Source organism: Halorubrum sp. SS7 (genome assembly GCF_005435055.1).
Classification (GTDB): domain Archaea; phylum Halobacteriota; class Halobacteria; order Halobacteriales; family Haloferacaceae; genus Halorubrum; species Halorubrum salinarum.
In genome coordinates this window covers 1635-7706 of the sequence record NZ_SGXV01000030.1, presented here as the reverse complement: position 1 = coordinate 7706, position 6072 = coordinate 1635, and the positions used below count along the sequence as shown (strand labels likewise).

Below are 6072 nucleotides of genomic sequence, written 5' to 3'. Positions count from 1 at the left end.
CGTACGTCGGGATAGAGTGTACCACGTCTCGCCCGATTGGTGAGTTCAAAGACGAGCCCGTGCTAGCGGTGTACGGCGACGGCGTCGAATACATCGACCAGTCGGCGATCACCAACACGGGTGAGGAGTTCCTCCGAGACCCGACGCAGTTTCAGACGATTGCCGACGCGTCGGCGAAGCGCCCCCACTGACCGGAGCAACCGTGGTCAACAACCCCACCTTACTTCGCTCAGTCTACCGACTTCGCTCGGGGGGGAGAGGTTGTTATCCGTGAGCTTAGCCTCGACACGGACGGTTTTAAATATTATATATTAGTATATACAACTATTGATCGGGCTTCTTGTAGTTAGCGTAGCATCTGTAAGTCATGAAATCGGCTATGGTCCTTAGCTGTCCAGTTTGTAACGCCGTTCGCGCACTCGAAGGGCGACGAAGCGAGTATTCGAAACAGGATCTGTACGCTCGCGTGAAGTCACATCTAGGTAGGCACGATCTCAACGAGCCCAAAATGGCAATTCGAAAGTACGAGATCATTTCTAACGCTACTGAAATTGTCATCCCCTCAGAGACTACTCAGCGACTTCCGATCGGGGAGTGGATGGAACGCGACGACACATGGCTCCCCGATGGTGCCCTATCCGGTAGCGGGGGGTCTCTGTCAGCACCCGAACCGTCAGTCGAGACCTCATCCCGCTAGTCCGATGTCGAAAGATAACCGATCACAGTCAGGTGAACCCGGAAAATGAGTGTCACTCTCTCATTTCCGCTGTCCCAGAAATGATAGGAGGATTTCAGTTTGACAGATACAGGAGCCGCTTCACGGTATCAACGTTCTCTATGCGGGTGATTCTGTGACCGACAGAGACCTCACAGACCCAGAGTACTACCTCAACAGAGAACTCTCCGAACTGGCGTTTCAGGAGCGAGTTCTTCGAGAGGGAATGGACGATCGGAATCTGCCGCTCGAACGGCTCCGATTTCTCGCGTTCTTCACAAAAAACACGGACGAGTTCTTCATGAAGCGCGTCGGCGGACTCAAACAGCAGATCGACGCCGGCGTGACGAAGACGACGCCCGATGGACGGACACCGAAAGAGCAGTGGGTCGAAGTACTCGACACCGCACGCCCGCTCTTTGCGCAGCAGTCGGAATACTGGCAGTCTGTTCTCAAACCGACGCTCGCCGACGAAGGGATCGAGATCTGTACCCCTGACGAGTTACCCGAAGGAGATCAAGAACAGCTGCGGACGCACTTCGAGGAGTCTATTCTGCCGACACTGACGCCGCTCGCATTCGATCCCGCTCACCCGTTCCCGTTCATCTCTAACCTCTCGCTTTCGCTCGCTGTGCTCTCGTCGAACGGGGGTGAAGAGCCGACATTCACCCGGATCAAGATTCCGCCGAATCAACCCCGCCTCATCAGCGTTTCTGGCGAGGCTGACAGGTACGTTCTCATCGAAGACCTCATCGAACGTAACCTCGACCTGTTGCTCCCTGATCTTGACATCCGTGACGTATCGAAATTCAAGGTGACGCGAAACGCCGAGGTGCGGCGGAACGAAGAGGTCGCCGAAGACCTCGTCGATATGGTTGAGGAGGTCATCGAACAGCGACGCTTCGCGACGGTAGTCCGGCTAGAGGTTGACGCCGATATGCCCGATGAGTCACTGACGATTCTCAAAGATCAGCTCGGGGTCGACGACCGAGAAGTGTTCCACCGTGAGGGACCGATCGACTTCGAGGACTTCTTCGAGCTCATCGATCTCGATCGCCCCGATCTCAAGCCGCCGGCGTGGTCACCAAAGCCTCATCCCCGATTAGGCTCACTGGCGAGTGATACTAGAGACGAGACGAAGAGTATCTTTGACGAAATTAAACACGGGGACATTCTCGCGCACCACCGTATCACTCGTTCGAGGGGACGGTTCAGCGATTCCTCAACGCGGCCGCGACCGATCCCGACGTGCTCGCGGTGAAGGCGGCGATCTATCGAACCGCGAGCGACTCGAAGGTAATTCAGAGCCTTATAAATGCCGCCGACAACGGCAAGCAGGTCGCGGTGATGGTCGAACTGAAGGCTCGGTTCGACGAGAAAAACAACCTCGAATGGGTTCGGCAACTCGAAGAGGAGGGCATCCACGTCGCGTACGGGACTGTAGGGTTGAAGACGCACACGAAGACGGCGCTCGTCGTGCGTCGAGAGGACGATGGCGTTCAGCTCTACTCGCACATCGGCACCGGAAACTACCATTCAGGAACCGCGAAAGGGTACTCCGACCTGGGGTTGTTGACCGCTGATCGAGACATTGGGTTCGATCTCACGAAGGTGTTCAATTTCTTTACCGGACCGACGCTCGACGACCGCTTCCGGAAGCTCTTGATTGCACCCGTCACGATGCGTGAGCGGTTCACGGAGATGGTCAGACGAGAGGCCGAGCATGCTCGTGCTGGTCAGCGGGCACGGATCGTGGTCAAAATAAACGGGCTTGAAGACCCGTCGATGGTCGAGGAACTCTATCGTGCTTCGATGGCCGGCGTCGAAATCGATTTGATCGTCCGAGATATCTGCCGGCTTCGTCCCGGTATCGAAGGACTGAGCGACAATATCACTGTCCACTCGATTGTCGGCCGATTCCTCGAACACGCTCGGATATTTTATTTCGAGAACGGAGGCAGTCCCGAGTGGTACATCGGCTCCGCCGATTGGATGACCCGGAATCTCGATTATCGAGTAGAAGCGGTCACGCCGGTCGAAGACACGCAACTGCGCGAACAGCTCCGGTTCATATTGGAGGCGTCACTAACAGATAACCGCCGTCGATGGGTGATGCAAAGCGACGGAACCTACGAAGCGGTCTCTTCCGACGACGACCCGGTTCGAGACATCCAAGAGATACTGATGGCAGCGACGGAAGCAGCACTCGATCACGGCTACGGTCCGGGGATGATCGTCGATACGGATCTCATCGAGGAAGCGCTTCTCGTTGGGGAGGTCACAGAGAGCGAGACAGAAGCTCGATCCGAGGGGTCGGATGAAGCCGATCTCGATGCCGATGAAGAACAGACCCACTCGGATGGGGGAAACGTGTCTGTGTTCGACATGTACTCTGATCGCTGGTATCGTCCTGATAGCGAGACGTACGACTGGGCTGTTCGGACGGCGGAGGGCGGCCGACGGTACTTCAAAACGCGAGAGGGAGTACGGAATCGCCTTCAGACCGAGTACGAGTGATTGCGGTCAGAGTACCGTTTAGCACGGTGTCGGTTATTCACCGCTAACAGCTCCTCGAGTATCGAGAGGGAGGTCTGAATGGAGTCGCTCAGGCCGGATCGACGATTTTCGAGTTGGCGCGTTCTTGATGCGTCTTCGCCTCCACGGTGAGGAATTCGTCGTTCCGGTAGTCGTACGCGGTGAGCGTTCCGCCGTAGACACAGCCGGTATCGAGGCCGACGGCGTGTTCTCGCTCCACCGGGTGGTCATGAACGGTATGACCGAAGAAGACGCGGTAGGGTCCGTCGTAGTCGTCATACCAAAACGGACCGTCATACCCGTTGCCGTGCGGGGAACGCATCGTCAGCAACTCCTCGACGGTGTGGTCTGAAAGCGATTGTTGGGGATCAATACCACCGTGAACGACAAGAACGTCGTCGAAGGAAATCGCGACCGGAAGCGATTCGAAGTACTCGCGGTCGTCTTCGCGGAGCCAGTCCGGGTGTTTGTCACCGCGCACAACTTTCTGCTCGTTGTTTCCGCGGACGCTAACGAGACGCGGATCCTCACGGACGAGATCAACAACACCGGGACTGTCCGGCCCTTTTCGCACAAGATCACCGACGAATACGACAAGATCGTCGTCCTCTAATTCGAGTTTCGTGAGGAGCCGTTCGAGAATTATTCGGCTCCCGTGGACGTCTCCGACAATGTAGATATCACCGTGACTGTCGGTTTCGAACCGTTCATGTTGTGCTTCAACGCCGTTACCGAACTGTGGTTTCGTGTTCATGTGGGTGGGTCCAGAGCCGAAGCAGTTCGTCTGAGGATCGGACTCAAATGAAGATATTATGCTCCCGAATTAATCAGTTTGTATTAGTAGACTATACCGCTATGTAGTTCGCGGTGGCGAAGTGTGTCCTTACGTGCTGTTTAGTGTCAATTTGGACTCACAATGTTTGTGAAGCAATATGAACTCGCGGACTCTGTCGGAATTCTATTCTTCAGACAGATCATCGTCTGAATCGTCTCGTTGCTGAAGAGTTCGTACTGATTCGGGGGTTCTACCAGCTCAAAGAGGTGTTCTAGGGGGCGTACGAGATAGTATGAGCGTAGCTTGTACGACCCATGGAGGTAAGCGGTTACCGACTCCTAGACAGCACTCTGCGCTGGTACGCCCAGCCAATGAGCGCACAGAGCGGCACGAGTATCACGCTGGTGAAAAGGCCCCAGTAGATGACGACTCCGTGCGTGGTTATTACGAACGCATCGACAGGGCTCACAAATAGCGCAGGGATCACCCCAAGCAACTCCCGAGTGGCCAACAACAGGCTGAACAGTATTGACACGGCCAACACCGTTCCGGGTGCCGTCACGACCCCTGCGAGCGCACCTCGACGCGGGTTCGATGTCGACGACAGCGTCCAGTGCCATACCGCTGTCCCGACGACGAAGCCTACAAGCGGGGTGACAAACAGGGCAAAGAAGACGAACCCAGTATAGCCCAGCATGTAGATCTCGACGTTGAACGGCACCTCTGCTGTCGAGACGAATGCCCACAGGCTGATTAAGTAGATGACCGAGGTAACCACCGTCGCGGCGGCGGCGACAGCCCCCGCACCGACTTCGTGATGTGATATACTGCTTGGCGCCTGACGCCACGTATTCATACACTCCTGTTTCGTCGGTGTGTATATAATTGAGCGCTCCCGCTGAGTGATGAATGTATCCTCTGTATCGGTCACGCTGGTACTGACAGCCCGCGAATTAGGCGGCCGGCCCGTGAAAATCACGGGCCATCTCGGCCGCTACGGGACCGTAAATACGATTAGCAAGCGATTTTTGAACCGAGCGGTCAGGGTGGGTATGTGAAGCGACGAACGGCCCTCACCACACTCGCAGCCCTCCCAACCGGCATCGGCTTCGCTGGCTGTTCCGCTCGTCAACCGACCTGTACCGACGGCTACACGGTAACGCTGGAGCCGCTGGACCGGGCCGCCCTGTTCGAACAGGTGGTCAGGGCCCCGCCCGAGACTGTTCGCACGTACACGGACTACCTGCTCCGGCTGTTCGCCCGTGACCCCACCACCGAACGGCGTACGCTCCCCAGCGGTATCGTCGACACCACCTTTCTCGCCGTTGAAGACACCTACTACCAAGCCGTCCGAACGATCGAGGAGGTCGCCGGCGTCGAGGTGACCCGGACGGTGACGCTGCCGGAGGGGTCGCCAACGCCGGACATCCGATACGCCACCCTCGACCGTCGCGACCGGGCGGCGTTCCTCGCGGCCGACTCCGAAGGACTCCTCACAGATTCTACCGCCGACACCTGCGCCATCGTCCGCAACAGGGACGGCGACCCGCTCGAACTGACCCTGCGCTACCCCACAACTGCTGTCGGCGGCTTCCAGTTGACCGGCCCGGAGGCGGTACTGTTCGCGGTGAACGGGGCAGTCCTCCGGCTCACTCGAACCGACCGGGCCGAGCGAACGATTCGCACCTTCCGGATTCGGTTCGAACCCCGAGGCACGACGAGAGAAGCAGTCATCGGGCGCCTCCTGGATACGTATGGCACCAAATTGCCGAGGACGCCGCTGTTGCCGGCAGATCGGGCGTTTCTGGATGCGGCTATCGACGAACCCCAGACCGTCTGTACGGATGGCTCGCAAGCCTCGCCGGCGACGCCGACGCCGGCAGCCTCAATGTCTCTCCTGAAGACCCTACGAGACACCATGTTCGTCCGCTACGATGGGCAGTGGTACGACGCGAGCGTCTCGAACGACCAAGGCGCTGCTTCTGCGTGACCACTCCGGGAGAACGACGAGCGCGTCCAATTGAATTTGGGCCGGCTCAAGACGAGT

3 protein-coding genes and 2 pseudogenes are annotated in these 6072 nt (G+C 57.5%); 3 read left to right on the top strand and 2 right to left on the bottom strand.

Translation table 11 applies throughout. The features are described 5' to 3' along the window. Both EXE44_RS15760 and ppk1 read left to right on the top strand, forming a co-directional pair. Positions 1-191, top strand: a pseudogene (locus EXE44_RS15760) (hypothetical protein); the annotation flags it as partial. A 660-nt stretch (positions 192-851) separates the two neighbouring features. Then, a pseudogene (gene ppk1 / locus EXE44_RS15750) lies at positions 852-3232 on the top strand (polyphosphate kinase 1). Between the two features lie 88 nt (positions 3233-3320). Here ppk1 and EXE44_RS15745 read toward each other — a convergent pair. Further along, the gene (locus EXE44_RS15745; RefSeq protein WP_092921000.1) at positions 3321-4004 is read right to left on the bottom strand and encodes a metallophosphoesterase family protein; all 684 of its coding nucleotides are present in this window, start codon (positions 4002-4004) and stop codon (positions 3321-3323) included. A gap of 349 nt (positions 4005-4353) precedes the next feature. Then, the gene (locus EXE44_RS15740) at positions 4354-4881 is read right to left on the bottom strand and encodes a hypothetical protein (protein WP_137706744.1); all 528 of its coding nucleotides are present in this window, start codon (positions 4879-4881) and stop codon (positions 4354-4356) included. A gap of 198 nt (positions 4882-5079) precedes the next feature. Between EXE44_RS15740 and EXE44_RS15735 the strand changes: the two genes are divergently transcribed. Continuing rightward, entirely contained in the window at positions 5080-6015 is a 936-nt protein-coding gene (locus EXE44_RS15735; protein WP_137706745.1) for a hypothetical protein, read from the top strand. Positions 6016-6072 lie beyond the last annotated feature (57 nt).

Bases quoted from the DNA above. Each gene is read 5' to 3' on its own strand.
- EXE44_RS15745 (WP_092921000.1), bottom strand. From the start codon at position 4,004: ATGAACACGAAACCACAGTTCGGTAACGGCGTTGAAGCACAACATGAA.
- EXE44_RS15740 (WP_137706744.1), bottom strand. From the start codon at position 4,881: ATGAATACGTGGCGTCAGGCGCCAAGCAGTATATCACATCACGAAGTC.